This window comes from Rhizobium skierniewicense (assembly GCF_014196515.1).
Classification (GTDB): domain Bacteria; phylum Pseudomonadota; class Alphaproteobacteria; order Rhizobiales; family Rhizobiaceae; genus Agrobacterium; species Agrobacterium skierniewicense.
In genome coordinates, this window is the sequence record NZ_JACIDV010000010.1 from 56054 (window position 1) to 81105 (window position 25052).

Sequence of the window (25052 nt, forward strand, 5' to 3'; positions counted from 1 at the left end):
ATGACGACAGCGACAGCTTCACGCTCGTTGAAGAGCACCGTGTGGGCTCCCTTTCATCGTATGCCGGTCATCATTGGACTGTGCTGTGCCTGGATTGCCATCGTCGTAATCATCGGCATCACGGCGCGGTGGGCAGCACCCTATGATTACCTCCATCAGGACCCGCTGGCCCGGTTTGCCAAGCCGTTTGTGTCGGTAGCTCATATGCTCGGGACCGACTACCTTGGCCGAGACGTTGTCAGCAATCTCTTGGTTGCAACCCAGACGACCCTGATGATCGCGGTCGTCGGATCGCTTATTTGCGCCCTGATCGGCACATGCCTGGGGCTGATCGCCGCCCATTTCGGCGGGTGGATCGATAATGCGATCATGGGTTTTTCCGACGCCATGGCATCTGTTCCATTCATCATCGTCGCATTAGGTATTCTCGCAATCTTCGGGTCGAGCCCACTGTTGTTTGTTTTTCTGGTCGGGTTCGCGAACTGGGAACGCTATGCGCGCTTGACCCGGGGGCTCGTGCTGAGCGCGAAAGAGGAAGGGTATGCGGAGGCGGCACGGATCGTTGGCGTGCCGCCGATGCGAATCTACTTGCGTCACATGCTGCCGAACATTGCGGGGCCGCTCATCGTACAATTCACTGTCAATTTCCCGGAAATCATTCTTCTCGAAAGCGGTTTGAGCTTTCTCGGTCTCGGCATCCAGCCCCCGGCCACGAGTCTCGGATTGATGGTCGCTGACGGCCGTAACTATCTCGCTATCGCCTGGTGGCTGGCTGCGTTTCCGGGCGCGGTAATCGTGTTGACAACCCTGTCGATCAGCCTGCTCGGCGACTATCTGCGTGACCGCTTCGATGCGCGGCTCCGTTAAACGAAAGGAAACAAAATGAACCCGCTGAGAATGACGCCAAAGACAATGCGCGTCGCTGGCCATCGCGGCCATAGCGAAGGCGCGCCGGAAAATACGTATGCTGCGTTTCGCGCGGCCCGCGAGTTTGCCGGACCCGGCGTGACCTGCGAAACTGACCTGCGCATTACCAGTGACGGTGAACTGGTCCTGATACACGATGAAACCGTCGATCGGACCACCGACGGCAATGGCCTGATCTGCAACATGGCCTATTCCGAGATTGCCGCCTTGAGTGCCGGCCGATGGTTCGGCGAGGAGTTTAGAGACGAGCGAATTCCACGCCTCAGGGACGCGCTGCACTTCGCCCGCGAGCACAACATCATCTATCAGCTTGAGCTGAAGACCTATGGTCATGACGACGTGTTCTTCCCGAAGCTCCGGGCGATCATCGATGAACTCGATTGTGCTGACCTGCTGCAGTTCTCGTCCTTCGACTTTGTCCAGCTCCGGGCTCTGAAGAAATCTATTCCAGAGGTGCCGACTGTCGGCTTGTCGCATTCGCGCCTTCTCGATCCGGCCGCCATCGCACGCGAAGCCAACGTTGATGCCATCAACCTTGAGATCCACCATTTTCCAAGCGGAGAAGCAATCCAGCTCCATGACGGCGGGATTGCGACTTTCCTCCACGTTCCACCCCCGAGCAAACTGAAGAGTCTCAAGACGTACGGCGTCGATATCGAAGCCGACGTCGTTCGCTGGATTCGCGAAGGTCAGCTTGATCAGCTCATCAGCAACGATGTGTCGCAGGCCGCGCGGCTCAAGGACGAAGCCAATGGCTGATTTGCATACGGGGCACACGGTAGAGGCCATCGTAGAAGAGATTGCGAGAAAAGCGGGCGCACTCGCCCTTCAGTATTTCCGCAAGCTCGCTGATTTGCCTGTCGAGAAAAAGGGCCATCTTGATCTCGTGACGGAAGCTGACAGGCAGGTCGAAGAATTCCTAATCGCCAATCTCAAGAGATCTTTTCCGGAAGACGGCGTCTATGGCGAGGAAGGTGGCGAGATCAATGGAACGTCCGGACGGACCTGGGTCATCGATCCTATAGATGGGACGTTCAATTTTGTTCGTGGCGGCCAGAACTGGGCGATTTCCATCGGACTTTATGAACACCGTCGGCCGGTCTTTGGTGTGATCTACGCCCCCGTGCGAGATTTGATGCTGACTGGCGGCAGGGACGTCGAGACGCAATTGAACGACAAGCCCTTGCAACCAATTCCTCCGCTCGATCTTTCCCGGGCTTCAATGGGAGTTGGTCTTCATCCGTCGGTGGCGACCGAAGACCGGCTCGAAGTTGTTCGCTTCATCTCCGATGATCTTCGTATCAGCTTCCGCTGCTGCGGTTCGGCAACGTTGTCTCTCATCGAGGTGGCGATGGGTGAAACCGATGGCTATGTGTCGTTGGGCGATTCGACCTGGGATGTGATGGCGGCGTTGCCGATACTCGGCAATCTTGGCGTCTCGCATACGATTGACTGGGACAGAACCGAACTACCGCAGAAGCTCCGTTTTGCTTGTGGAAGCGACACTTTTCTGGAGAAAGTAAGACCACTGCTCCAGAAAGTGGCGGTTGCTGCCTAATGCGGCGTGATGCCACCAGAATATGTCAAACACCACTCGGCGCGAAGGTCGACCAATACGCGGCACTTTGTACGCGATCGGCCGACCTCGCCCCCGGTGACGTTGAGGTTCTCCTCATCACGAGCCGAGATACCGGCCGTTGGGTAATACCCAAAGGTTGGCCGATGAGTAAGAAGAAGCCGCATCAGGTTGCTAAACAGGAAGCGTGGGAAGAGGCAGGGGTCAGAGGGCGTGTCAGCAAGTTGCCTCTTGGCCACTACACCTACGATAAGAAGATCTCTCTGGATGAGGTTCTTCCCTGTCTCGTTCAGGTTTATCTGCTGATGGTTTCGGAGGTCGAAGACGAGTTCCCTGAGAAGGGCCAACGCCGCAAAAGGTGGTGTTCACCAGCGGATGCCGCTCTGGCAGTAAATGAACCCGGACTCCAGCAGCTTCTCTTCAATTTGGGCGGCCAGAACGCCGACGTTTAGCGTCGCCGGCCAGTCGGAACTTCTGACAATCTCAGCGAGCGACGCGATCGAGGATACTATGGATATCAATCTGTTGAGAAAGACCCCGGATTTGAGAGGGGTTGCGGACATTCGACTGGTGACGCTCGAGGATGGTCCCGCGCGAGGTCAAAGACTACTCATTGCCCGGAACGCGAAGGGGATTTCATTCGAGATTGCCGTCGACAGAGGATTTGATGTCTCCAGTCTTTCTTTCAAGGGCGTGAACATCGGCTGGAATTCGCCGGCACAAATGCGGTTTCCTCCGTCTGATCCCGGCTCGGAGGACGGGTGGGGGTTCCTGCGCAACTTCGATGGCTTCATGGTGACCTGCGGACTTGACCACGTCAGCCGCCCGCGCGAAACGGATATTTCGCACTACGGACACCCCCATCTTAAAACGAGAAAAATGCCGCAGCACGGTAGGATCTCCACCGAGAAAGCGCGGTTGGTGGGATATGGGGTCGACCAGGGCAGCGAGGAAATCTTTTGTGAGGGCATCGTCAGGCAGGCAAGTGTATTTGGTGAGACACTCGAATTGCGGCGGCGCGTAACACTTGGGATATTTGCCTCTGAAATAGTGATCGATGATGTGGTTACCAATCGAGGCTTCGTCCCGTCCCATCACGCGATGATCTACCACCTGAATTTGGGGTATCCGTTTCTTGATGAGAACCTGGAGTTCACAGGTCTACCTGAACTTCTCGCGGCAAAAATGCTGGTTGAGCAACCTCTGCCAAATGACAAATACGGTGAGCGCGTGGATTCTGTAGATAGTCGCGATATTCCCTGGTCCGATCCCATCATGCTCTCAAACCCGGCGCTCGATGTATCTGTGGGCTTATCGTTCAGCCGAACGCACCTGAACAGGCTGGCGATCTGGCGAGCGTATCAATCAGGTATGTACGCCCTTGGCGTCGAGCCTCGTACCGACATCGCAGAAGACCGTCCACTCCTGCAGCCGGGGGAGAGCTGCAACTATACGATCGGATTGGTGTTTGGCTCCTATGAGGGCGCTTGAAGCTTGGCGACAGTGACGACCTTTTCCTCGAGCTGAAACCATCCGCGTGAAAAAGAGGAGGGGCGCCTCAAAGTCATGCCCGGTCTGATCAACCATGTCGTCTCGTGGGCATAGTCCCCGGCATCGGTTCTTCCAAAAATTTTACGGAAGTGGTCGCACAAAATTCCGGACATCGCAGCGGGTCGAAAAGATAGTCTTTATCACCGCGCTTTGCCATGCTGCATCTCAGTTGAAGGGAATTTGCTAGACACGAGGACGGAACCAGACGAACGTGAAGAATAACACAGCGAATGGCTTGGTTCCATCCTCGACGGGCAGATTGAGGTCCACGGTGACAAGCGCCTGACAAATAAACTGGCAATCGCCAAATTGTTTCCCAGCGTTCACTGAAATCGACTTACCGCACCTCTGCAGCAGCGGCAGGATATATGGCAGTGTAAACTCCATTTTCGAACGCGGTTCAGGGCACCTACGATTATCGAAAAAGGATAACGGCTGCAGGAATATATATGACTATGAAAAGTGCGGGCGTTGTGGCCTTACTGGGTGTGAAATCGCCGTCAGTTTTTGAACTTACTGAACACGTGTTTATGGCATTTAGTATAGCCGTATGCGGGATTTCCGCCTTCCGTTTTGTCAGCGGGAAGCCGCGAGACAGTGGAATGACCCGTACTGCAATCTGAGCCTATGAAAGAAACACAAAATCAATCAGCGAGAGAGAAACTTTTGTTTCTCTGAATCAAAAGCGGACCGAGGCAATCATGCCATTTTATCGACTTTGAGCCTGAATTGAAGTTTATTCGCATCAACGAGTAAATACTTTAATGGTGATTGTAAGACGAAATAGGTTAGGCCCGTCATGAATACCTAACAGGTCCCACTAGAAGGCATCTTGATTTAATAAAATTGCTCATAATTCAGTTAAGAGCGCGACGATGTATTATGTACCGATAAGACCGTAAATTATTCTGGGCAATTGTCGAATGAAATTATTTCGAATTTTATCTGCTGAAATAATTTCGCAATACATTATAATATAAGATAAATGTCTGAAAACAATACATAGTCCCATGTCAAATTACAAAGCAAGTGAACGGTGCATACGGCCGAATATGTCCGATCTTATTTGATATTTGAATTTAAAGTACTCAGTATTCAGAAATACTTCAATAACTGTGCGCATTCGTCAACAAAAAATTACGAAGCCTACTCCTCTTCAGAATCGTAGATGTCAAGGTGAGGTGCCTGCACGTCGACCCTACGTTTGACGCCAGCGCTCTTCCAAGCAAGTAAAGCCATGTCGTCCTCTGAGCGGTCGGAAATTACCAAATCTGGAAGATCATGCAGCAGGGGTATACCAGGCGTTCCTTGGCGACAGCGGATGTAATGGCGAAGGTCGGTGTCCCATGCTTCCTCTCTACCGGTGAAAAACTCGTTATGGAATTGCAACCTTTTTCCTTGTGTCACAGCACTAAAATCGTAACTTCGGGTACCGGTCGAGAGTTTTAGGTTTGGTCTCGCTTCCTTTATATCGCGATCAAACTTTACATAGTAAGCCAAACGCGTGCTCGCTTCGCTAGCCCTGTACGCGAGTCTTTCGTCTTCAGTTGCCGCGTCTTCTAAAGTGTCTTCAGAAACGTAGGACAGCATAGTTTGAACAGCAAAAATGCAAATGTCTTGGGCGAGGACGGAATCAATCCAATATTTTGCAGCCCCATATATTTCATCAACAGTCGGATGAGAATGCCCCAGATCCCTTGCGATCCGAACCATTTCCATTGGAAAAAGCATAGGCATGAGGGGCACAGTCTGCCTCCATCGAGGTTCCGGATCTGCACTCTCTACCAGTTGCACAAAGTGATCCCCATCAATGTACTTGAAGGTGTAGAATAGAAGAGCAACCTTGCCAAAATACGCCGACCTATAGCTTAACCAGGCCACGATGAGATGAGCTTCGTCATCGCGGCCGTCGAGAATGAAGGTTGCGTCCGGATTCACCTGAATCGCGCTGTCGAGGATATCTTCAAGAGTGCTTATAGTCTGGTCAGTAACCCTGTAGTTTGTCTCAGAGATCTTACCGTTCTCGATCTCGCGTATGATGACTGGTCGTCCAACGATCTGATGGGACAAAAATTTGCGAACCGGCTTATCCTCATCTAAAGCAGCAACACGAAATACATTGAATTCGTGAGCGACGATTGGAACGCCGTCCGCCGTGAGCGCAATGTCAATTTCACAAAGGTTTCTATGCCCCTCTCCAATCGCGGACAAAATAGCTGTTTTCGTACATTCTTGAATTCCCTTTCCCAAGTTAAACATGCCTCTGTGCTCAACAACCTGAACATCGAGTTTCTCGTCAAGCTTCTGGAGCAGATTTGGCGTCGAGTAACGTGCCAGCACTTCAGAGACACTTGTTCCAGCGGGGAGATCCCACTCTAGTTCCCACATCGGCCAGTTGGTATCACTCCGTCGTCTCGGCTTCCTCTGAGAAAGCACCTGCAGGTAAGTTAATGTTGAGGACTCACAGAAAAATAATAAAAAAAGAAAAATGCCTGCTCTACCTCCATTGTTTATGCCGCTATTTTCTTAAATTGACTAGATAATATTAATAGTCTGCATACCGAATATATTTATAGATAGCTTTACCTGTCTTATTGACGTAAGCGCTTACGTTATTAACTCTGGGTTCTAACCAATCGACAGGTGGGCCAGTAGCATTACGGCGGCGGCAGGATATATTCAAATGTAAATGGCGTGATGTTCGGGAATTTTACATGGCACATCAATGAGCATGGTGGTTGATACAGAGCAAAAACTAACTATGCAATAGGCGTAGTAAATTGCAAATTCTTTACAGAAATATGCATCACATGAATCGAAATATTATAACTCATTGCATTGATAAAGCGATAAAATGAAATACTTCCTCCGATGATTGTGATTTGAAATGCCTAAATTAGCATCGAGATGGGGAGTAGGTGAGAATTACGCGAACGTTAAAATTGTTTGGCCGAACATCACGCCTTTGTCGGCGATTTCAATAAGATGCGTGTCCCACTTGTAGAAAGTCTTAATAACAATCAATATTTTAATAGGGTAAAAAGACGAAATACTTCGGTGCTCATTTTAAAATTAGTTAATTTAAATCAATCCCGTGATTGATGATTTTGAGTACCAATAATACGGCCACCGAAGCCCATTTAATTATGAGATATAACTGAATTTATATTCAAAAATCAGTCACTAATTCGAGATGTATGACAGTCAGCCGATATTCAACATTATCGACAGCTCGAATCTACAAGACCGGCGTGAACTTAAACTCGTTCTAATTCACACCGCGAATGCTCGCCGCAGTTTTGCACAAAAAAGTCTCATAGCTGCTCAACGCTCGTGGATAAATTTAATCACTAATACTGATGTTCCCATTGATCCACCTAAAGACAAAGTGGTCAAGCGCTTTTGCGAAGTTGCGGGCTGCCCAGGTCCAACAGATATACCCAATGTATCTTTGATGTACGTTTATTGCTCGTTTCAAGAAATGCGAGAGTATGCACAGAAGCGATTTTATGACGGCGCTTCCGACGGAGGCGCAGTTATCTCCACCGTCCCACCCTATGCCGAAGGGATAACAAAACAAACTATGAGGTTGTGGCAGAAAAATGTTTATCAAAATACAAGCAACGAGACACATGATTTGGATGCTTACATTGCTTTTCTTCCGAGTACGTCGCTTCAAAATCCGATTTTCTCGCATATGAAGATCGGCGGCAATAGCTTCTTAGCGCCATCCCGGATTGGTCCTTTCTGTGTTGAAATAATCGCGGTCGGCAAGACTCTCTTTCAGGATAACGGGCTGAAAAAGGAGCCCAAGATGTGGTGTGATATGGCTTTCACTTCCTTGTGGAAGCGTTTGGTCTAACGTGCAGAGGTGTGTTGGCGGGGATGAAGCAAGGGTGTCCGTTTGTAACAAAATGTAACGATCCCACCTAAGTATAAAATTATGTAGTCAGCATTAATATAATCATTTTGTTTCCAATATGTAATACGATTTCCGATGTTGTTATTGCTGCCGTTATGTAAGCGTTGTCACAACATGATGCCGTATGACTTTCTCTTCATCATGGACGAAGTAATATGTTTATCATAATTCGTTTTATATCGTCCGTTATTGAAATGTAAGTTCTGAAGCTCGGTTAATTCAATTCAAATCTAGATTGACGACACGAATGATTTAAAAATGATTACAGGTAGTGGATATTAATAAGACATAATAATCGCCATTATAAAATGGCGATATCATTTTATAATGGAATAACACATTTATTAGTACAAGGATAATACGTAGAAATACGTTAAAAATATGAGGTTACATAGGTAGATATATTGTCGTGTATGAAACACGAAGTGAGATATTGTATGTGATACATAAATGGTGATATAGATAGTTAACTCGTCGGTCCATATGCTACCACGGGATAGTAGGTTGCTGAGTCATGGCATCTTAGATAACTCTTCCCTAATTCTTTTCCGACGTACAGGAATAAGCTGCTTGGAAAAACGGCGATATAGAAAGTTGCGTCAATTAACTTCTCCTTCATTTCAGCTGGCGGCATGCGAACGAAGCATAGTTCTTCCTTCGCATGAATCAGGAATTGGGTATTATCAATTCGGGTTTTGAGTACGTCTGAGGGGTAAATATTCCGCAGTTCGCGTCTGAGTACCTCTGCGCCGTAGATGTACAGCAGTCCTTTCTCGGTATTGATTACCTCTCCGGATTCCAGAACTGAAGATTTACCATAAGTGTTGATAAAGTTTTCGGATGCCCATTGTAGATCGTGAGAAGCCAACGGAATATCTGAGAAGTTCATGATGTGAGGTTTCTTTGTGTGAGACAAGCTAATATTGGTGCCCTTTATATAAGCTGGCCTTGCGTGATCCGTGCCTACGGTTTCGGGGAGCATCGATTTTAAAGCTTGAACTATTTTCATCCAAAAAAGGCGATCAACCGCTAGTCACGCTTGGCGGATTTTGCGCTGGCTGAAATTGCTGACTTTTCGTAAGGCCGCGCATATCTGTGTGCCAAGTGGGCCGTCGATAGCGTAAAATAATGACTAATAATGATGTGGTTGTGACAGGTGCATCCACATTCAAAGGTGGGTCATGTTCCGTCACATCTATCCTCACGCGGCGCTTCATTTCAAAAAAGCCGCGAATTTCATAATGCAGATTTGAGAAATTTGTAACGGATCGCGGAACGCGGATCATAGATATACAGATTGATTTTAATACATTAGGCCGATGTTATATTATGTAATCCCATTAGTTATCCTTTTAACTGAATAAAATTTCATTTTTTAGGAATTTGTTTCATTTAAATCCGAATACGCATTATCATTCTACGAATCTACATATTGCTAAAAAGGCTATATTTCATTTTCAATGATGAGGTTGTTTATCTATCATGGATTTACAGAGAGTTTTATTGTTACATCAAGCCGATGTGTTTAAGAAATATTCATTTCAGATTATTTATTTTTCCAGAACATAATTTCTCCTTGTCTATGGACGCAACACATGATTGTATATCAACAATCTAAAGAATTGTAAAAACGGACAAGATAGAAGGTTTAATTAGGTAAACCGGGACGATATCGGAATCCAATGGCTTCTTCCAATGCCCCCCCTATTGCTAACAGACGTTGGTCTGAACCCGCTAGTCCATCGATCTCCATTCCAACGGGCAAGCGATCAGGTGTAAGGCAAACAGGAATGCTTAAGCCAGGTAGACCTGCGTTGCTGCTTGGGTCCACATTTCGCACGTAGATCTTGAATGTGTCCATCATCGAGCCATTGTGTATAACTGAGGAATCGTGGCCTATGGGTCTGGCCACCAAGGGTGCAGTTGGGAAGAGAATTGCATCTAATCTATTAAGTCGGAAGTAGTTGCGATAGGTGGCTTGAAGCCTTGGTCTGAAGGAATGACGGGCCAGTTCATATTCAGCTCTGGAAACTTGATGTCCATCAATTTGCGCATTGACAATGTTGGCTACATCAGGGCTGCGAATTCCTTTGATCACGTCAGAAAAAGAAATGGTTTTTACAAAGTCATCGAGATACTGTCTTAGAGCGTGTGGAAATTCATAGAGTGCAATTGGTAAACTGGCCCCACTGTTTAGTTCTTCTAGGTGAGGAATGTTGGCTTCAACAAAAGTTACGCCTTTGTTTGCTAGCTGGCGAATTGTAGTTTCAGCTGCTAGGCCCACATCAGCATCAAGGTCATCATAAAAGTAGGTTATAGGAAGGCCGATCCTTAGCCCCCTCAGCGGTATCGGTGGCATTCTCGCCGGTGTGCCGGAAATTATCTCGTCGAGGATTACAACGTCGGCTACGCACTGCGCTATGATTCCGGGAGTGTCTCGGGTAGGGCTAACCGGTATTATCCGATCTCCCGGATATCGACCAAGCGTCGGTCGAAATCCTACTACCCCACATAGGGCTGAGGGAAGGCGAACAGATGCCCCGGTATCGGTGCCTATGCCGCCCAACATTAATCGGCTTGCCACCGCAGCCGCCACACCACCGCTTGACCCTCCTGGTATCAGACTTGGATTCCACGGGTTCCGAACCGCCCCGGTGGCATAGTTGTTACTCGTAATTCCAAACGATAACTCATGCATGTTTCCCGAGGCACCCGGCAGTGCTCCAGCTGAAAAAAGTCTTTCTGCGACGCGGGATGGTATCTTTGGCAAGTGGTTTATCAGCGCCGGCGTAGCAGCGCTTGCAGGAAATATGCCGGTCGCGATGTTCGCCTTAAAACAGAGTGGAATGCCGCAAAGACCTACTCCGGCGTTTCCATGGCGATCAATTTGTTTTGCGCTTCGCCGCAAGCCATCCCAGTCTGTAGCCAGAAGGGCGTTTAATGATTTTGCAGCTTCACAACGCGCTATCAGAGTCTCCACTAGTTCTAGGCAGGAGTATTCCTTCCGTCTGATGCGTTCTAGGGTTTGTGCTAACGAGGTAATGGCCACCATCTTTCTGAGTTGGGGATTTCAAACCCATTTCAGACAAAATAAATATACCAAGCTTGGGCCCAAATTGCGCGATTATTGGTGGGAATTCAGCAATTACGGCGTGTGATACGAATGATTGTAGGCACTAAGGTCGCTTTTTCAAACGCAAACAGTATTGTATCAATTGTCAATCAATATTCAACTTGATTGAGCAGCGAGGTGGACCAGAGTGAATATCATATTAAAAAAAAGCCCAAATTGTCGCTTTCCATTGGCATGTCAACGAACAGTATGTTCCCCGATTTTCAACTTAAATAGAAACAGTTGATGTCGTTGGTTATCTACACAGAGACGAATCTTTTCTAGCAATGTCAGCTTCAGCTCTCTTTGATAACCAGTGCGATCATTTCTCTACCAAAATGGTGGATCTGATAATGGTCGATAAAGCTGATGAAATGGACCGGAGGGTTTCCGATGCCTTCTTAGAACGAGAAGTTTCCAGGGGAAGGAGGATTACTCAAATCTCCACCGAGTGCAGCGCTGGGTTAGCTTGCAAAAGGCTGGCCGACGGTCGCTTTCCCGAGATCTCAGATGGGCGAAAGATAGCAGTTCTCTCCGCTTACATCTATGTTGGCAAGGAAATTCTGGCGCGGATACTTGAATCGGAACCTTGGGCGCGAGCAACAGTCAGTGGCCTCATTGCCATCGACCTTGCACCATTTTGCATGGATTTCTCCGAAGCACAACTTCTCCAAACCCTGTTTTTGCTGAGCGGTAAAAGATGTGCACCCAGCGATCTTAGTCATTTCGTGGCCATTTCAATCTCTAAGACTGCCCGCGTTCGAACCCTGCAAATGCCGCTGTATGAGAAAGGCACGATGAAACGCGTTACCGGGTTTACCATGACCCTTGAAGAGGCCGTGCCATTTGACATGGTCGCTTATGGTCGAAACCTGATGCTGAAGGCTTCGTCAGGTTCCTTTCCAACAATCGACTTGCTCTATGACTACAGACCGTTTTTTGACCAATGTTTCGATAGTGGACGGATCGGCTTCTTTCCGGAAGATGTTCCTAAGCCTAAAGTGGCGGTCATTGGCGCTGGCATTTCCGGACTCGTGGTGGCAAGCGAACTGCTTCATGCTGGGGTAGACGATGTTACAATATATGAAGCAAGTGATCGGGTCGGAGGCAAGCTTTGGTCACATGTTTTCAAGGACGCTCCCAGCGTCGTGGCCGAAATGGGGGCGATGCGATTTCCTCCTGCTGCATCCTGCTTGTTTTTCTTCCTCGAGCGGTACGGCCTGTCTTCGATGAGGCCGTTCCCAAATCCCGGCACAGTCGACACTAACTTGGTCTACCAAGGCGTCCGGTACATGTGGAACGCCGGGCAGCAGCCACCGGAGCTGTTCCATCGCGTTTACAACGGTTGGCGTGCGTTCTTGAAGGACGGTTTCCATGAGGGAGATATTGTGTTGGCTTCGCCTGTCGCAATTACTCAGGCCTTGAAATCAGGAGACATTAGGCGGGCTCGTGACTCCTGGCAAATTTGGTTGAACCGTTTCGGGAGGGAGTCCTTCTCTTCCGCGATAGAGAGGATCTTTCTGGGCACGCATCCTCCTGGTGGTGAAACATGGAGTTTCCCTCATGATTGGGACCTATTCAAGCTAATGGGAATAGGATCTGGCGGGTTTGGTCCTGTTTTTGAAAGCGGGTTTATTGAGATCCTTCGCTTGGTCGTAAACGAATATGAAGAAAATCAGTGGATGTGCTCTGAGGGAATCTCAGAACTTCCTCGTCGAATAGCCTCTCAAGTGGTTAACGGTGTGTCTGTAAGTCAGCGTATACGCCATGTTCAAGTCAGGGCGATTGAGAAGGAAGAGACAAAAATAAAGATAACGCTTAAGAGCAGGATATCTGAACTTTATGATAAGGTGGTGGTGACATCTGGACTCGCAAATATCCAACTAAGGCATTGTCTGACATACGATACCACCATTTTTCGTGCACCAGTGAACCAAGCGGTTGATAACAGCCACATGACTGGCTCGTCAAAACTCTTCTTGCTGACTGAACGAAAATTTTGGTTAGACCATATCCTCCCGTCCTGTGTCCTCATGGACGGCATCGCAAAAGCAGTGTACTGCCTGGACTATGAGCCGCAGGATCCGAATGGTAAAGGTCTGGTGCTCATCAGTTATACATGGGAGGACGACTCCCACAAGCTATTGGCGGTCCCCGACAAAGAAGAGCGATTATGTCTGCTGCGGCACGCGATTTCGAGATCTTTCCCGGCGTTTGCCGAGCATCTAGTTCCCGCCTGCGCTGATTACGACCAAAATGTTATTCAACATGATTGGCTTACAGACGAGAATGCCGGGGGAGCTTTCAAACTCAACCGGCGTGGCGAGGATTTTTATTCTGAAGAACTTTTCTTTCAGGCGCTGGACACGACTAATGATACCGGAGTTTACTTGGCGGGTTGCAGTTGTTCCTTCACGGGTGGATGGGTGGAGGGCGCTATTCAGACCGCGTGTAACGCCGTCTGTGCAATTATCCACAATTGTGGAGGCGTTTTAGCAAAGGGCAATCCTCTCGAACACTCTTGGAAGAGATATAACTACCGCATCAGAAATTAATCTATGGATCCTGTTACATGTATTGAACGTTTTATAAATTGCATATTAATGCAATCTGGATGTTTAACGAAGAATGTAATGGCGTAAAAAGATTTATTTTATTGTATTTATCTTTCATTATGTTGAAGTTCGCAATAATATGCTGCTGTAAAATTAAAAATTATATACTGCCGTATTTATTGAAATGGCGCTGTTATTTCAAAAATATAGTTGATTTTGTTGCAATGAAAACGACTGCACGAAGTAAATAATGGACGCCGTTGTTAAGAAATTGCTATCATATGTGCCTAACTATAGCGACATTTAAGTCAATTGTGAAATAGCCGCCCTTATTTTGACATCTCATCAAGTCAAATATTACAAAATATCGCACTCTGTCGCCAGCAATGATGTAATAAGCGCAGACAAATGGCAGTAAAGCGCGGAAAAACGTCCCCGAGTGACATGAATAGCTGCCTCTGTATTGCTGATTTAGTCCGCCTTATTTGACTTAAGGGTGCCCTCGTAAGTGACAAATTGCTTTCAAGGAGACAGCCATGCCCCACACTTTGTTGAAAAACAAGTTGCCCTTTGGGAGGCGGTAAAGCCAGTTGCTCTTCAATAATGAATTTCAAGGAGACAATATAACCGCCTCTGATAGTACACTTCTTTAGTCCAAGAACCAATTTGTATTCAAATACCGCAAAAAACCTATGGATCTGCATCTAATTTTCGGTCCAACTTGCACAGGAAAGACGTCGACCGCGATAGCTCTTGCCCAGCAGACAGGGCTTCCAGTCCTTTCGCTCGATCGGGTCCAATGCTGTCCTCAACTCTCCACCGGAAGCGGACGACCAACAGTGGAAGAACTGAAAGGAACGACCCGTCTATACCTTGATGATCGGCCTCTGGTGGAAGGTATCATTGCTGCCAAGCAAGCTCATGAAAGGCTTATCGAGGAGGTGTATAATTATGAGGCCGACGGCGGGCTTATTCTTGAGGGAGGATCTACCTCGTTGCTCAACCGCATGGCGCGAAACAGTTATTGGAGTGCAGATTTTCGTTGGCATATTATGCGCCACAAGTTAGCCGACCAGGAGACCTTCATGAAAGCGGCCAAGGCCAGAGTTAAGCAGATGTTGCACCCCACTGCAGGCCATTCTCTTATTCAAGAGTTGGTTAATCTTTGGAATGAGCCTCGGCTAAGGCCCATGCTGAAAGAGATCGATGGATATCGATATGCCATCTTGTTTGCTAGCCAGAACCAGATCACGCCCGATATGCTATTGCAGCTTGACGCAGATATGGAAGGTAAGTTGATTGATGGGATCGCTCAAGAGTATTTCATCCACGCGCGCCAACAGGAGCAGAAATTCCCTCGAGTTAACGCAGCCGCTTTCGACGGATTCGAAGGTCATCCGTTCGGAATGTATTAGGTTACGCCAGACCTTCGTCACAACTGTCTTCATCTGAATAAGATGTTCGCAATTGCTTTTAGCTTTGTCCCGTTGTGGCAGGGCGGCAAGTGCTCCAGACAATCCATCATGTCTTGGAACTTTATGCTGGCGAACAAGTCTTAAGTTTACACGGAAGTAGTATACTCCATTTTAAAAAATCTATGTATAAATGTCGCTACGGTGTAAAATAACCTATCGTAAGTGTGCGTGTTACGTATAAATTTTCTAAATGTCTCTTGTTTATTATCGAACGCAATAAGTTTTAAATATAGTGATATTTTACAGTATAAATACATCATTACAAGTCGTTTATGCTCCAGGGAACCTTTTCTATCATTTTCGTGCGACAAGTCACGGATATCCGTGAATGCGACAAAAACTGCGAAATTTGCGGGCAGTCTCTTCAGTTTGCCTATTAATATTTAGTTTGACACCAGCTGCTATCATTGCGGCCAAGCTCAGCTGTTCCTTTTCTAGAACGCTGGATCGAAAGAGCATGACTCGGCAAGGTTGGTTTGTACCATGTTTTTCTCATGGCAAAGATGATCAACTGCAGGGCGAACTCTCGGAACTTCAAAAGCTTATCGGGAAAAGTTTCAAACCGATCTACACACTAAGTCTGGCGACATCATCAATCCTGGCGGGGAATTTCTGTACGTTTATCTCGATGAAGAGAATTATCTGTTATGCCGGCAAGGAATGGTTTTAGTTTCAAATGCTTCAGATGGATTGCTTGCCACGACATTGGAGCCCTATTCCGACAGTTATACATTTCGGCAGGTGAGGGAGCAACTGCATGCCTTCAGCGGAAACGGTGGTCGGATCAACTACAGCAGAAATGAATATTCATCCTCGTACTTTCTAGCAATTCAGGCCAGCAACGAGTTCGAGCGCATAGGAGCCGTCCGGAACACTTTTGGTCAAAGCAAGGACGTTTGGAAAAGGAAAATGCCAAGCGCCAGCCAGCCGTTGGATTATCTTTTGATCGCTGTGGGCTGTTCAGCTTTCCTGCCGGAGGCTGCTCTTGAAGACGTGGAGTTAGATGGTGCAATCTAGTTTTTATGGTGCCGGGTATCGAAGTCTATGTCGGTTTAGTTGTTGCATCATAGAGGTGCTTGTAAAATCTTTTGTTAAATCAAGGAGTGTCAGAGAACTTTGTTGAATTAAGTATTAATGGATAAGACAATTGTGTTCGCTTGTAATTTTTGCCATGCTCATCCTGGCTGATAAATATTATATTTAATTCGTCTTCTTGTGTGATCGCGATGATAGTAAAAAGATTTACAAAATTATTTATAAACAGGTTTTAGCGGCATTGAGTAAAAATGTAATCTCGTATAGATTGTTACGAGGCTAGCTTCGAACACTTTTAGAAACACCCGTGATGGGTAGTGATGCTTGCCGAAAAAAAGCTGCTTTTAGAAGAGGATAACTTTTCGTTACTAGATGACATTGGAAACATGCAAAATAACAAAGAGCCAAGACACACTCAATCACATAGATTAGCCGACTTTATTAGGTGTCGTCGACGGGAATTATGCCGAAAGATCGCATGACCCTAAAGCAATGATCGGATAATTGATAAGGTTTCCGATCTGACACTCTCTTGGTTCCGCTTCACCAGCCTCGCCTTCATCGTCCACCTCATCGTCGCCAGCTCCTCCTTCCTCGATGTAATTTCCGCCCCGGGCATAGAAACCGTAGCTTTCATTGTTGATCACGTCGGTCGCAAACCGAACGAAGCAGTTGCTTAGCATGATCGCTAAAAAGAACTGATTTGTATGTCGGCCTTGATAGTAATTGACGAGGCCACCTCGATCGCACCGCTGCCGCAAAACTTGATTTAACCTGCGTGAATCCATCAACCATGGCGGTATTGTAGTTGCCACTGTTCCGAAGTTGGAGGAGTTGGACGGTAGGAGCCGACCCAAAGCGCATTGGCGTGCAATTTGTTCACGAAGGTAGACATAAACCATCTCTTGGCCAGAGAGGATGTACTCATCATCAAACTCACCAGGGCTAATCGCGGAAGGCTGGAAGTAGAGAATTCCGGGCAGTAAAGATCCGAAATCCCTTCTCGCCTGTTCCAAGCGGATCTCGACCTCGCCGGCGCTCAGGATGAGCGACAAATCTCGAACCTGCCAATTAGCTACCGTCATCTTAACAGAGCTGTATTTTTTGGATTTATTACAAAATACCTGCCGCTGGTAAATGTGAGCCGTTAGTTCTAATACTGACTAAGGAAGCCCTCTGACGTCATTGGTGACGGTTTGATGCCGTGTGAAAACACGAAAGATTGATAGCATGAATAGCGCGTTTGAATTTTCAGCTGCTGAGCCCCGACATGTTGTCGCAAAAATCGCCCTAGGCCCCCCAAACGATTTGTCGTTACTTCAAAATTCAAAAGGTACCGCTGAAATTATTCATTCAATGCGATGATTGCGTTTTCACAGTCCCTTTCAGCGTAATTGGTGGGGTGAGTATACAGCGAGCCCCGCATATAAGGCGGAAGGACCTGAGAAGGCTCATATCAGAAGAAATGGCAATGGAAATCAATGAGCTTCATTGGTCTGAGCAAAAATTGAAGGAACTCGGCGTGGCCATTACGCCAACTCTCGTACAAGATTCTCTTCAAGACTACTGGGAGAGCCAGTTCGATAAGAGACAGGTGAAGAAGTATCTTCAGTTTGATTCAATTCCTAACGGATGGCGAGAAGGCGTCCTGATAGGGTGCTTCAAAGACTATTCTGGTGTCAAGAATATCCACTTCTCTCCCTCTAATGAACAGAAAAATCTTCCTCTGAGGCACATCGACATTCTTCTCCGGCGTAAATCCACCGGCGAGCGACTACTGTCGCTAGAGGGAAAAGCTATATCCTTCGGCCGTACCGCGTGGTTTGCCCCCGCCTGTGTCGATTTGTTGCTAAAAGCCAAAGATAAAATTGAGGTCTTCCTGTTTGGAGCTGGAGAGCTTGGCCGTGAGATAGTCAGGGCCTTGAATGAAAATATTTCTTCTAGAATCAAAAAAATTTGGATATTAAGCAGAGGGACTTCGAACGAGCGCCTTGTCCGAGAGTTGGCGGACACTGTAAAAATTCCTCTTGCCGCCGTTTGGGAAACGTCCGCTCTTTCCGGAGCGGACCTTGTAATTATTGCTACCAGTTCACCACCTGCTTTTAATCCAGGAGATCTTGCACCGAAAGCTGTGACGCTCTCCCTTAGCATGGACGATGTTCCTCAGCGATATCTCGAATCTCTAATCGAGGCTAAAGCACCAATAATCTGCGACGACATGCTTGCTATGGAGGAGCGAAACGTGAACGCTCTAGCACTGCTTTTCTCAAGAAAAGGCCAGAAGTTGAGCGAAGTTGGACCAAGCGTCGGTGTGAAGCACTACTCCGCAATACGGGCGGACAAGTCTCTTTTTGATGCTATATCCGCTCGCGGGGGACCGGCGCACTTCACCACTGTGGGACTTGCTAGTATGGATATTGCCGTCGCCGCTCACATCTATGAAAAGATGATCGCCCTGCCCAACTAAGTGGCTTACCCAATGCACGGATGTTTCTATGTTTAAAATATCTAATATTGTTTCAATAAGTGCCGTGTGTATTGTATCTTTTCTATATTTCTGTCATCTTTAATAAAATTTTGCATGTTATTATATTAGGAAGTGGGGGCGATTCGCAATCGCGCAACTTTCAGATAAAGCATTATGTCGGATTATTCTGAATCAATATAATGTACTGAAAATAATAAACTCAAAAATGATAATAATATCATTTAAAAACTTAAAAACGCTTAAACTCATACTATATTGATAGCATCGCGTAAACCACAAGCTTCGATCGCTCAGGGAATTCGCTCGTCCCTCAATCGCGAGATCTCAAGAGGGTATGGTATGATGGCTTTGCATGTCGAAATCGTGTAGAAGCATCGCACAAGGGATTGTTCCTAGAACTCGCGATACTCATGTTGCGTATTGGAGGACGTTGACTGCTTTGGCTCGCCAGAGACCCACTTGTCGGGTGCTTGGTAGATGGAGAGGTTGTTTGTGATCGTCGGTGGGCCAACCTGACGGGCTGTCTTTGTTTCGCAAGGTGCACTAATCTTTTCGTGCGTCAACGACCCACTCACTGTAACGGTCCCATAATATCCGAACACGGTCTCCCACTTAACAAGTGTGCGAGGTAATGTGCCCATCATGACTAGTCACAAATCCAAAGATAGAAGTCCTGCGCGCAAACCAAAGATGCTAGTGGCAGTGACGTTCGCAAACAAAATTGCTCGTGTCGCTTGGGCGTTGATAGCTCGCGGCGGGGTGTATGAATCTCCAGCTACCGTCTGACTGCGGCGGCTGGAATGTCGGCATGCGGGTGATCTAAGCGGAGGTTTATGGGGCGAAAGTTGAGAGTGACGGGATCGGAAACCCAGTTAAAAACCACGTGCCCCGAGCACGCCTGTCCGATATGGGCCGAATCCCCGCACGAACCGTAATGGCCAGCATCTAAAGCGATGCACTTCAGCAGGCCGGACACACGACGGAACTCATCCGCATGCTCATGACCGAAGAAAAAATCACTTGCATTCCGAGAGGTGTTCACGCACGGTGTTTATGGGGCAACTCCACTCACGCACACGTTGTATGCACAACTATAACCTCCAAACCTGGCCGCGGGTATGTGTGCCGACACACGGTATCGCCGACCACTTGGATCATAAATCCCCGACCAAATTATTAATCAGCGACAGCAAACGAAACACGATTCTAAGGATGGTTTAGCGCGGTTCTTGGTTCGATGATAGCGCTTCGCCTGCGCTGACCGCTACGTCCATTACCTTTGTAAGCGCATAAGCATCGCATTGATTGCTTGGGTAGAGCGTCTTTGGATTCGCACCTATACATTTTAAGAGACCAACTTAATCAACAAATTAATGTTTGGCAGGATATATTGGGATGTCAAATTTGTACGTCTCTCACGAGATAATACTATTTGATTGTTGATTTGTTTGTAACTTGTGTTGAGTGCACCTAAACTGCACCCCAATTCGACCGGACGGTATGCATAAGGGCATAAGCAGAGAGGCACAGGCGTGGGTATCGGTGGCATCCGCAGTCTCGGAGCGCGAGGTGCGGGGTTCGCCGTATAGGCGCGGGAAGATCCTGATGTCCATCTGTACTGACAGGCGGCCCGATCTACCCATGAACTGCCAACTGGTTGTTTGACGAGAGCTACTGCAGCGGTATGAACCGCACCGGGTCTGCCGGAGGCCGTTTCGTTTAAGTTATGCGGCCATGGCTGGTTCGTCCAGCATGGCGTAATACCGGTCCTCGGCTTCGGCTGGCGGTATATTCCCGATAGGCTCGAGAAGCCTTCGATGATTGAACCAATCGACCCATTCCAAGGTGGCGAATTCCACCGCCTCGAAGCTGCGCCATGGTCCACGCCGATGAATGACTTCGGCCTTGTAGAGTCCGTTGATCGTCTCAGCGAGGGCGTTGTCGTAACTGTCGCCGACGCTTCCGACAGACGGCTCGATGCCAGCTTCTGCCAATCGCTCGGAATACCGTAAGCCCACGGTGAAGGCCGTCTTGCGATGACGGCCTTCTGACTGCCAGTCCTAGTGGTAACACTAGGAGTAGTCATATGACGAAGCATGCAATTGAGGTGATCACGTCCGTAGAGCGCCGTCGGCGCTGGTCACGAGAAGACAAAGAGCGCCTGGTCGCTGCCTGCTTTGAGCCAGACGCGGTCATCTCCGAGATTGCCCGCGCGGCTGGTATCCATGTCAGCCAGTTGTTTCGTTGGCGCAAAGAGCTGTGCCGGCTCGACGAGCCGCAGACCGAGACGGGAACCGTGTTCGTGCCGGTGATCGTGTCCGAGGCCATTTCATCAGTCTCTCCCATTCAGCCGGGAGCGCCGACCACACCCCATCCTCGTCGGAAGCGCAGCGATGTGACAATCGAGCTTGGACGGGGTCGGCGCGTGCGCGTGGATAGCGACATCGATACCGAGGCGCTCGGCCGCATACTCGACTGTGTGCTGGGGCTGCGATGATCCCGGTTCCTGTTGGCGTGAAGGTCTGGCTGGCCACGGGCTATACGGACATGCGCAAGGGCTTCCCCGGTCTGTCTTTGATGGTGCAGGAGGCGCTGAAGCGTGACCCGATGTGTGGACACCTGTTCGTATTCCGCGGCCGCGGCGGTGGCCTGATCAAGGTGATCTGGCATGACGGCCAAGGCGCTTGCCTGTTCACGAAGAAGCTGGAGCGTGGCCGCTTCATCTGGCCATCTGCGGCCGATGGCACGGTGGTGATCACACCTGCGCAGCTCGGTTATCTGCTGGAAGGTATCGACTGGCGGATGCCGCAAAAGACCTGGCGGCCGACGTCGGCCGGATGAGCAAAAACACTGGAATGATGGGGTCAAATATGATTCCATCCTGTCATGAGCGACGCGACCGAAGAGCTTCCGGACGACCTTGCCAGTGCCCTCGCATTGCTGGCCCAGGAACGCGCTCGACGTGTTGCAGCCGAAGCAGAAGCGGCAACCGCCAAGGCAGAAGCCGCCAGTGCAAAGGCACTCGTATCGCATTCCGAAGCGCTGATCGCTCGGCTGAAGCTGGAGATCGACAAGGTTCGCCGTGAACTCTACGGCAGCCGGTCCGAGCGTAAGGCGCGGCTCCTGGAGCAGATGGAACTGCAACTCGAGGAATTGGAAGCGGACGCCGGTGAAGATGAACTGGCCGCGGAGATCGCAGCCAAAGCTTCAACCGTCAAAGCCTTCGAGCGCAGGCGTCCGTCACGCAAGCCCTTTCCCGAACATCTGCCACGCGAGCGCATCGTCATCGCCGCTCCCGCCAATTGCGCCTGCTGCGGATCGGCCAAATTGTCGAAGCTTGGCGAGGACATCACCGAGACCCTGGAGGTCATCCCGCGCCAGTGGAAGGTCATCCAGACGGTACGGGAGAAGTTTACCTGTCGCGAGTGCGAGAAGATCACGCAGCCACCAGCACCCTTCCATGTAACGCCACGCGGCTTTGCCGGGCCAAACCTGCTGGCGATGATCCTGTTCGAGAAGTTTGCCCAGCACCAGCCGCTCAATCGTCAAAGCGAACGCTATGCTCGCGAGGGCGTCGACCTTAGTTTATCGACGCTTGCAGATCAGGTCGGAGCTTGCGCCGCGACGTTGAAGCCACTTCATTCTCTGATCGAAGCGCATGTCCTTGCCGCCGAACGTCTGCACGGCGACGACACGACCGTGCCAATCCTGGCCAAGGGAAAGACAGATACGGGCCGCATTTGGACCTATGTCCGGGATGATCGGCCGTTCGGAGGCCTCTCACCGCCGGCAGCCCTTTACTATGCCTCGCGCGATCGACGGCAGGAGCATCCGGAACGCCACCTGAAGACCTTCACCGGTATTCTGCAGGCGGACGCCTATGGCGGCTACAATCCGCTGTTCAAGGGCGATCGCGATCCAAATCCGCTAAGACAGGCGTTTTGTTGGGCACACGCGCGTCGCAAGTTCTTCGTGCTCGCAGACATTAATGCGAACGCCAAGCGTGGAAAGAACGCCGCGCCGATCTCGCCTATGGCGCTCGAAGCCGTCAAACGGATCGACGGCCTGTTCGATATCGAGCGGGAGATCAACGGGCTTACGGCCGATCAACGCCTGGAACGTCGCCGCAAGGAAAGCCTGCCGCTCGTCGACAGTCTGCAGGCCTGGCTTCAAACCGAGCGTGCAAAACTGTCGCGCAGTTCTCCGGTCGCCGAGGCGATCGATTACATGCTCAAGCGTTGGGATGGCTTCACGTCATTCCTGGAGGATGGCCGGATTTGCCTCACGAACAACGCCGCGGAGCGAGCCCTGCGAGGCTTCGCACTCGGTAGGAAGTCCTGGCTCTTCGCCGGATCAGACCGCGGCGCGGATCGTGCAGCCTTCATGGCCACGTTGATCATGACGGCAAAGCTCAACGACATCGATCCGCAGGCGTGGCTGGCCGACGTTCTTGCCCGCATCGCCGACACGCCGATTATCAGGCTGGAGCAGTTGCTTCCGTGGAATTGGATGCCGCCGACCGTCAACGCTCAAGCTGCCTGACCTGTGGTCTTTACCGGAGGCTTACGGAATACCGAATGGACACGTATTGAACGCCGCGATCCGAGTGATGCACGAGGCCGCTGCCATGAGCGGGACGCCGATCATGAAGTGCCTGCTCCAGCGCATCGAGGACGAAGCTCGCATGTGCTGTCCGGCTTGCCCGCCAGCCGACGATGCGACGAGCGAAGACGTCGATGACAAAGGCCACGTAGACGAAACCCTGCCAGGTGGCGACATATGTGAAATCTGAAACCCACAGCCTGTTTGGTGCTGGGGCTTTGAACTGGCGGTTCACCCGGTCAAGCGGGCTCGGAGCCGTCTTGTCCGAGAACGTCGTGCGGATCGGCTTTCCCCGAATGATGCCCTGCAGGCTCATTGACCTCATAAGCCTGGCGACACTGCAGCGGGCGACGTCAAAGCCTTCACGCTTCAATTGCCGCCAGACCTTGCGAACGCCATAGACGCGGAAGTTCTGTTCGAAGAGACGCCGTATCTCGATCTTCAGGCCGATATCGCTGCGGGCGCGGATCGACAGGCGATCCACGTCCAGACGTTTGGCGACATTCTCGTAGTAGGTTGACGGGGCGATCGGCAGCAGTCTGCAGATCGGCTCGACCCCGAACACACCACGGTGTTCGTCGATGAACGAAATCATCGCTTGAAGGGGCGGTCGAGCTCCGCCATGGCGAAATAGGCCGAAGCTTTGCGCAAAATCTCGTTGGCCTGACGAAGCTCACGGTTCTCCCGCTCGAGAGCCTTCATCTTCTCGGCGACATCGCTCGGCAGGCCTGCTCTTTTGCCACTATCGACCTCGGTCTTCTTGACCCATTCGTGCAGCGTGGCTGGCGAGCAGCCAATCTTGGCGGCGATAGATGAAACGGCAGCCCAGCGGGATGGATGCTCGGCTTCGTGGTCCAGCACCATACGGATGGCACGGGTGCGGACTTCAGGTGAAAACTTGTTCGTTGTCTTGCTCATGGTGGCTCCACTTTCTCAGAAATTGGAGCCTCCGGCAAACCCGGCGCGGTTCACCTCGGCCTTGTAGAGACCGTTGATCGTTTCGGCGAGGGCATTGTCATAACTGTCGCCGACACTTCCGACAGACGGCTCGATGCTAGCTTCTGCCAGCCGCTCGGAATACCGGATGGACACGTATTGAACGCCCCTGTCCGAATGGTGCACAAGCCCGCCGCCCTGAACCGGACGCCGATCATGAAGTGCCTGTTCAAGGGCATCGAGGACAACCCGGTGCGGTTCAGTATGACGCTTTGGCCAGCCGTGTGGGAGCTCGCTTCGCTTAACAGGCAGACCATCAACTTTGCGGCTGAAATAACGGTTCGGTCCTCATAGTGGCGTCCAATAACGGAGATGCCTACAGGCATTCCATAACTGCCTTGCCAACGATCAAGGCACCCGCACCGCGGAGTATATCGACACATGCTGAATCCGTGCCTCGAGAAACACCCTTGTATCTAGGCGTGCCGCATCCCGTCGGCATGCCTTTCGTCGCGATGATGTCTTTAACCGCGATGGTGACACCCTTCAGCGGACCGCCACGTGTCCCCGCGTCCAGCTCTGCTGCCTGCTGCCGAAGAAGGTACGGTTCAAAGAACTCCATCGCTTGAGGCTCAGGCTCTCCAGCCATGATTGCTGCAATTGTTGCCTCGGCGATATCGGAAGCGGTGCGAGTGCCCGACTCTACATACTTCGCGATACTCGTCGCCGTCATGTCGTCGGGCATGGTGTCTCGTTCGTGGAACATCTTGGCTTTCAAATTAGAGAAAGTGCCCCCGAAGACGCGAATGGATCGGGGGCGGATTTGTTAAGTCAGCCGATATAGGCGCTGTCGAGTGCCATGCCGACCTGGTG

Annotated in this window: 20 protein-coding genes, 3 pseudogenes and 1 other annotated feature; of the genes and pseudogenes, 15 read left to right on the plus strand and 8 right to left on the minus strand. The window is 49.9% G+C overall.

Annotated elements, in window-relative coordinates:
* From GGQ73_RS16350 to GGQ73_RS16370, 5 genes are read left to right on the plus strand one after another with little or no spacing between them, the layout of a single operon-like run.
* Nucleotides 1-867 (plus strand): ABC transporter permease, encoded by an 867-nt coding sequence (locus GGQ73_RS16350; RefSeq protein ID WP_065657612.1) that lies wholly within the window; start codon nucleotides 1-3, stop codon nucleotides 865-867.
* 45 nt (nucleotides 868-912) lie between these two features.
* Nucleotides 913-1686: a glycerophosphodiester phosphodiesterase gene (locus GGQ73_RS16355; protein WP_327786361.1), complete on the plus strand. Its 774-nt coding sequence runs from the start codon at nucleotides 913-915 to the stop codon at nucleotides 1684-1686.
* Complete coding sequence (locus GGQ73_RS16360) at nucleotides 1679-2485, plus strand: inositol monophosphatase family protein (RefSeq protein WP_065657613.1); 807 nt, start codon at nucleotides 1679-1681, stop codon at nucleotides 2483-2485. The genes GGQ73_RS16355 and GGQ73_RS16360 overlap by 8 nt, the downstream gene beginning before the upstream one ends.
* Nucleotides 2485-2955, plus strand: a complete 471-nt coding sequence (locus GGQ73_RS16365) for an NUDIX hydrolase (RefSeq protein ID WP_065657614.1) — start codon at nucleotides 2485-2487, stop codon at nucleotides 2953-2955. The genes GGQ73_RS16360 and GGQ73_RS16365 overlap by 1 nt, the downstream gene beginning before the upstream one ends.
* Nucleotides 2956-3013: 58 nt before the next feature.
* Nucleotides 3014-3994: an aldose 1-epimerase family protein gene (locus GGQ73_RS16370; RefSeq protein WP_065657615.1), complete on the plus strand. Its 981-nt coding sequence runs from the start codon at nucleotides 3014-3016 to the stop codon at nucleotides 3992-3994.
* Nucleotides 3995-5200: 1206 nt separating this feature from the next.
* Here the strand turns inward: GGQ73_RS16370 and GGQ73_RS16375 are convergent.
* Nucleotides 5201-6394, minus strand: a complete 1194-nt coding sequence (locus GGQ73_RS16375) for a glycerophosphodiester phosphodiesterase family protein (protein WP_174000894.1) — start codon at nucleotides 6392-6394, stop codon at nucleotides 5201-5203.
* A gap of 853 nt (nucleotides 6395-7247) precedes the next feature.
* On the opposite strand from GGQ73_RS16375, the gene GGQ73_RS16380 reads away from it, so the two are divergent.
* Nucleotides 7248-7916: a RolB family protein gene (locus GGQ73_RS16380; protein ID WP_233279011.1), complete on the plus strand. Its 669-nt coding sequence runs from the start codon at nucleotides 7248-7250 to the stop codon at nucleotides 7914-7916.
* Between the two features lie 526 nt (nucleotides 7917-8442).
* Here GGQ73_RS16380 and GGQ73_RS16385 read toward each other — a convergent pair.
* On the minus strand, nucleotides 8443-8865 hold the full coding sequence (locus GGQ73_RS16385) for a hypothetical protein (RefSeq protein ID WP_173994926.1): 423 nt from the start codon (nucleotides 8863-8865) through the stop codon (nucleotides 8443-8445).
* 759 nt (nucleotides 8866-9624) lie between these two features.
* Entirely contained in the window at nucleotides 9625-11028 is a 1404-nt protein-coding gene (iaaH, locus tag GGQ73_RS16390) for an indoleacetamide hydrolase (RefSeq protein WP_173994928.1), read from the minus strand.
* Between the two features lie 347 nt (nucleotides 11029-11375).
* Here iaaH and GGQ73_RS16395 point away from each other — a divergent pair, with 347 nt between their 5' ends.
* The 4 genes from GGQ73_RS16395 (at nucleotide 11376) to GGQ73_RS16405 (ending at nucleotide 16135) form a co-directional block, all read left to right on the plus strand.
* Complete coding sequence (locus tag GGQ73_RS16395) at nucleotides 11376-13643, plus strand: FAD-dependent oxidoreductase (RefSeq protein WP_081307295.1); 2268 nt, start codon at nucleotides 11376-11378, stop codon at nucleotides 13641-13643.
* A gap of 692 nt (nucleotides 13644-14335) precedes the next feature.
* Complete coding sequence (ipt, locus tag GGQ73_RS16400) at nucleotides 14336-15058, plus strand: adenylate dimethylallyltransferase Ipt (RefSeq protein WP_173994930.1); 723 nt, start codon at nucleotides 14336-14338, stop codon at nucleotides 15056-15058.
* Between the two features lie 388 nt (nucleotides 15059-15446).
* Nucleotides 15447-15788, plus strand: coding sequence for a hypothetical protein (locus tag GGQ73_RS23005; protein WP_233279013.1), 342 nt, complete (start codon nucleotides 15447-15449; stop codon nucleotides 15786-15788).
* Nucleotides 15731-16135 (plus strand): RolB family protein, encoded by a 405-nt coding sequence (locus tag GGQ73_RS16405; RefSeq protein ID WP_233279016.1) that lies wholly within the window; start codon nucleotides 15731-15733, stop codon nucleotides 16133-16135. The genes GGQ73_RS23005 and GGQ73_RS16405 overlap by 58 nt, the downstream gene beginning before the upstream one ends.
* A gap of 479 nt (nucleotides 16136-16614) precedes the next feature.
* Here GGQ73_RS16405 and GGQ73_RS16410 read toward each other — a convergent pair whose 3' ends face one another.
* Nucleotides 16615-17238 (minus strand): RolB family protein, encoded by a 624-nt coding sequence (locus GGQ73_RS16410; RefSeq protein ID WP_173994932.1) that lies wholly within the window; start codon nucleotides 17236-17238, stop codon nucleotides 16615-16617.
* Between the two features lie 386 nt (nucleotides 17239-17624).
* Between GGQ73_RS16410 and GGQ73_RS16415 the strand changes: the two genes are divergently transcribed.
* Nucleotides 17625-18620, plus strand: a complete 996-nt coding sequence (locus GGQ73_RS16415; RefSeq protein ID WP_173994934.1) for a hypothetical protein — start codon at nucleotides 17625-17627, stop codon at nucleotides 18618-18620.
* Nucleotides 18621-20365: 1745 nt separating this feature from the next.
* On the opposite strand, the pseudogene GGQ73_RS16425 reads toward GGQ73_RS16415, so the two are convergent.
* Nucleotides 20366-20659: pseudogene (locus tag GGQ73_RS16425) on the minus strand (integrase core domain-containing protein); the annotation flags it as partial.
* Nucleotides 20660-20727: 68 nt separating this feature from the next.
* Here GGQ73_RS16425 and tnpA point away from each other — a divergent pair.
* Genes tnpA through GGQ73_RS16440 form a run of 3 tightly spaced genes read left to right on the plus strand, consistent with a single transcriptional unit; the run spans nucleotide 20728 to nucleotide 23183 of the window.
* Nucleotides 20728-21138, plus strand: a complete 411-nt coding sequence (gene tnpA, locus GGQ73_RS16430) for an IS66-like element accessory protein TnpA (protein WP_173993448.1) — start codon at nucleotides 20728-20730, stop codon at nucleotides 21136-21138.
* Complete coding sequence (tnpB, locus tag GGQ73_RS16435; RefSeq protein WP_034495582.1) at nucleotides 21135-21482, plus strand: IS66 family insertion sequence element accessory protein TnpB; 348 nt, start codon at nucleotides 21135-21137, stop codon at nucleotides 21480-21482. The genes tnpA and tnpB overlap by 4 nt, the downstream gene beginning before the upstream one ends.
* Nucleotides 21483-21527: 45 nt before the next feature.
* Nucleotides 21528-23183, plus strand: coding sequence for an IS66-like element IS66 family transposase (locus GGQ73_RS16440; RefSeq protein ID WP_173993446.1), 1656 nt, complete (start codon nucleotides 21528-21530; stop codon nucleotides 23181-23183).
* A gap of 16 nt (nucleotides 23184-23199) precedes the next feature.
* On the opposite strand, the pseudogene GGQ73_RS16445 reads toward GGQ73_RS16440, so the two are convergent.
* Both GGQ73_RS16445 and GGQ73_RS16450 read right to left on the minus strand, forming a co-directional pair.
* Nucleotides 23200-24161: pseudogene (locus GGQ73_RS16445) on the minus strand (IS3 family transposase); the annotation flags it as partial.
* Nucleotides 23764-23880 (minus strand) — a sequence feature (AL1L pseudoknot). It overlaps the preceding pseudogene by 117 nt.
* A 51-nt stretch (nucleotides 24162-24212) precedes the next feature.
* A pseudogene (locus GGQ73_RS16450) lies at nucleotides 24213-24428 on the minus strand (IS3 family transposase); the annotation flags it as partial.
* On the opposite strand from GGQ73_RS16450, the gene GGQ73_RS16455 reads away from it, so the two are divergent.
* Complete coding sequence (locus GGQ73_RS16455; protein WP_174156216.1) at nucleotides 24339-24533, plus strand: hypothetical protein; 195 nt, start codon at nucleotides 24339-24341, stop codon at nucleotides 24531-24533. The pseudogene GGQ73_RS16450 and the gene GGQ73_RS16455 sit on opposite strands and share 90 nt — an antisense overlap.
* Nucleotides 24534-24555: 22 nt before the next feature.
* Here GGQ73_RS16455 and GGQ73_RS16460 read toward each other — a convergent pair whose 3' ends face one another.
* On the minus strand, nucleotides 24556-24945 hold the full coding sequence (locus tag GGQ73_RS16460; protein WP_233279014.1) for an amidase family protein: 390 nt from the start codon (nucleotides 24943-24945) through the stop codon (nucleotides 24556-24558).
* Between the last annotated feature and the right edge of the window lie 107 nt (nucleotides 24946-25052).

Coding starts and splice junctions, on each gene's coding strand:
- GGQ73_RS16350 (WP_065657612.1), top strand. CDS start 1: ATGACGACAGCGACAGCTTCACGCTCGTTGAAGAGCACCGTGTGGGCT.
- GGQ73_RS16355 (WP_327786361.1), top strand. CDS start 913: ATGCGCGTCGCTGGCCATCGCGGCCATAGCGAAGGCGCGCCGGAAAAT.
- GGQ73_RS16360 (WP_065657613.1), top strand. CDS start 1,679: ATGGCTGATTTGCATACGGGGCACACGGTAGAGGCCATCGTAGAAGAG.
- GGQ73_RS16365 (WP_065657614.1), top strand. CDS start 2,485: ATGCGGCGTGATGCCACCAGAATATGTCAAACACCACTCGGCGCGAAG.
- GGQ73_RS16370 (WP_065657615.1), top strand. CDS start 3,014: ATGGATATCAATCTGTTGAGAAAGACCCCGGATTTGAGAGGGGTTGCG.
- GGQ73_RS16380 (WP_233279011.1), top strand. CDS start 7,248: ATGTATGACAGTCAGCCGATATTCAACATTATCGACAGCTCGAATCTA.
- GGQ73_RS16385 (WP_173994926.1), bottom strand. CDS start 8,865: ATGAACTTCTCAGATATTCCGTTGGCTTCTCACGATCTACAATGGGCA.
- iaaH (WP_173994928.1), bottom strand. CDS start 11,028: ATGGTGGCCATTACCTCGTTAGCACAAACCCTAGAACGCATCAGACGG.
- GGQ73_RS16395 (WP_081307295.1), top strand. CDS start 11,376: ATGTCAGCTTCAGCTCTCTTTGATAACCAGTGCGATCATTTCTCTACC.
- ipt (WP_173994930.1), top strand. CDS start 14,336: ATGGATCTGCATCTAATTTTCGGTCCAACTTGCACAGGAAAGACGTCG.
- GGQ73_RS23005 (WP_233279013.1), top strand. CDS start 15,447: ATGCGACAAAAACTGCGAAATTTGCGGGCAGTCTCTTCAGTTTGCCTA.
- GGQ73_RS16410 (WP_173994932.1), bottom strand. CDS start 17,238: ATGACGGTAGCTAATTGGCAGGTTCGAGATTTGTCGCTCATCCTGAGC.
- GGQ73_RS16415 (WP_173994934.1), top strand. CDS start 17,625: ATGGAAATCAATGAGCTTCATTGGTCTGAGCAAAAATTGAAGGAACTC.
- tnpA (WP_173993448.1), top strand. CDS start 20,728: ATGACGAAGCATGCAATTGAGGTGATCACGTCCGTAGAGCGCCGTCGG.
- tnpB (WP_034495582.1), top strand. CDS start 21,135: ATGATCCCGGTTCCTGTTGGCGTGAAGGTCTGGCTGGCCACGGGCTAT.
- GGQ73_RS16440 (WP_173993446.1), top strand. CDS start 21,528: ATGAGCGACGCGACCGAAGAGCTTCCGGACGACCTTGCCAGTGCCCTC.
- GGQ73_RS16460 (WP_233279014.1), bottom strand. CDS start 24,945: ATGTTCCACGAACGAGACACCATGCCCGACGACATGACGGCGACGAGT.